Origin of the sequence: Pseudomonas sp. Sample_9 (assembly GCF_004307535.1) — a bacterium.
GTDB lineage: Bacteria > Pseudomonadota > Gammaproteobacteria > Pseudomonadales > Pseudomonadaceae > Aquipseudomonas > Aquipseudomonas mercuritolerans.
Genome location: NZ_RAZO01000340.1, coordinates 1 through 1492 on the forward strand (window position 1 = coordinate 1; position 1492 = coordinate 1492).

A 1492-nucleotide genomic window follows, 5' to 3' on the forward strand; every position below is an offset into this window, starting at 1 on the left:
GCGCTGTGTGGTCGCGCGGCTGACGAGTTCGGCCTGACCGTGGAATTTCGCCAGACCAATCATGAAGGCGAGCTGCTCGACTGGATTCACGCCGCGCGCGGTCGTTGTGCCGGGATCGTGATCAATCCGGCGGCGTGGACGCACACGTCCGTGGCGATTCGCGATGCGCTGGTCGCCAGTGAATTGCCGGTGATTGAGGTGCATCTGTCCAACGTGCATGCCCGCGAGCCGTTCCGTCATCACTCGTTTGTTTCCGGCATTGCCACGGCGGTGATGTGCGGGTTCGGCAGCCATGGCTATCGCCTGGCGCTGGAGCATTTCAGCCAGCGGTTGCAGAGGTAAGAACCATGTCGCGTTCCAAGGTGATACTCGCCGGGCTGATCGGCGCCGGGATTCAGGCTTCACGCACGCCGGCACTGCATGAGCACGAAGGTGATGCGCAGGGCCTGCGTTATCTATACCAGCTCATCGACCTCGATCAATTGCGCCTCGACAGCACGGCCCTGCCCGACTTGCTGCAAGCGGCGGAGCGGATGAATTACACCGGACTGAACATCACTTTCCCGTGCAAACAGGCGGTCATCCCGCTGCTCGACGAATTGTCGCCGGAAGCCCGTGGCATCGGCGCGGTGAACACGGTGGTGTTGAAGGACGGCAAGCGTGTCGGCCATAACACCGATTGCCTCGGTTTCGCCGAGGGTTTTCGCCGGGGTCTGACGGACGCTGCCCGTGAACGTGTAGTCCAGATGGGCGCCGGTGGGGCTGGCGCGGCAGTGGCCCACGCGCTGCTCAGCGAAGGCGTACGGCAATTGACGATTTTTGATGTCGACCGCGAGCGTGCCGAGAGCCTGGCAAACAATCTGAATCAACATTTTGGCGCCAGTCGCGCGCAGGCCGGAGCGGATTTGCCAGGTGCGCTGGCGCAGGCCGATGGCCTGGTCAACACCACGCCGATGGGCATGGCCAAGCTGCCGGGTACACCAGTGCCGGCCGAGTTGCTGCGCAAGCAAATGTGGGTGGCGGAAATCGTGTATTTCCCGCTGGAAACCCAACTGCTGCGCGACGCCCGTGCGTTGGGTTGCCGCACCCTGGATGGCGGTAACATGGCAGTGTTTCAGGCGGTCAAGGCGTTTGAATTGTTCAGCGGCGTGGAGGCGGATGCGCAGCGCATGCTTGAGCATTTTCAGAGCATGAATGGCTGAATTTCAGGGCGGCCCCCTGTGGGAGCGAGCCTGCTCGCGAAGGCGTCGATTCAGTCAACGAACAGGGCGACTGACACACCGCTCTCGCGAGCAGGCTCGCTCCCACAGGGAAGATCGATTCAGGCCTTCAGGTAGCGCAACACCGATTCGCAGATCATCTCGCGGTGGCGCTGCTTGATGGTTTCGTCCGGCAGGTCGATCTGGAAGATTTCCCCCAGCGTGTGGCGGTTCGACACGCGATAGAAGCAGAACGAACTGATCAGCAGGTGCACGTCCAGCGCATCGATGCC

Annotated in this window: 2 protein-coding genes and 1 pseudogene; 2 read left to right on the forward strand and 1 reads right to left on the reverse strand. The window is 62.1% G+C overall.

Going from position 1 to position 1492, the window contains the following annotated elements; all coding sequences use genetic code 11:
* On the forward strand, window positions 1-342 hold a 342-nt coding region (locus D6877_RS19670), incomplete at its 5' end, for a type II 3-dehydroquinate dehydratase (RefSeq protein WP_130911837.1).
* 5 nt (window positions 343-347) lie between these two features.
* Entirely contained in the window at window positions 348-1202 is an 855-nt protein-coding gene (locus tag D6877_RS19675; RefSeq protein WP_130911838.1) for a shikimate dehydrogenase, read from the forward strand.
* Between the two features lie 119 nt (window positions 1203-1321).
* On the opposite strand, the pseudogene D6877_RS30010 reads toward D6877_RS19675, so the two are convergent.
* Window positions 1322-1492 (reverse strand): annotated as a pseudogene (locus D6877_RS30010) (TetR/AcrR family transcriptional regulator); the annotation flags it as partial.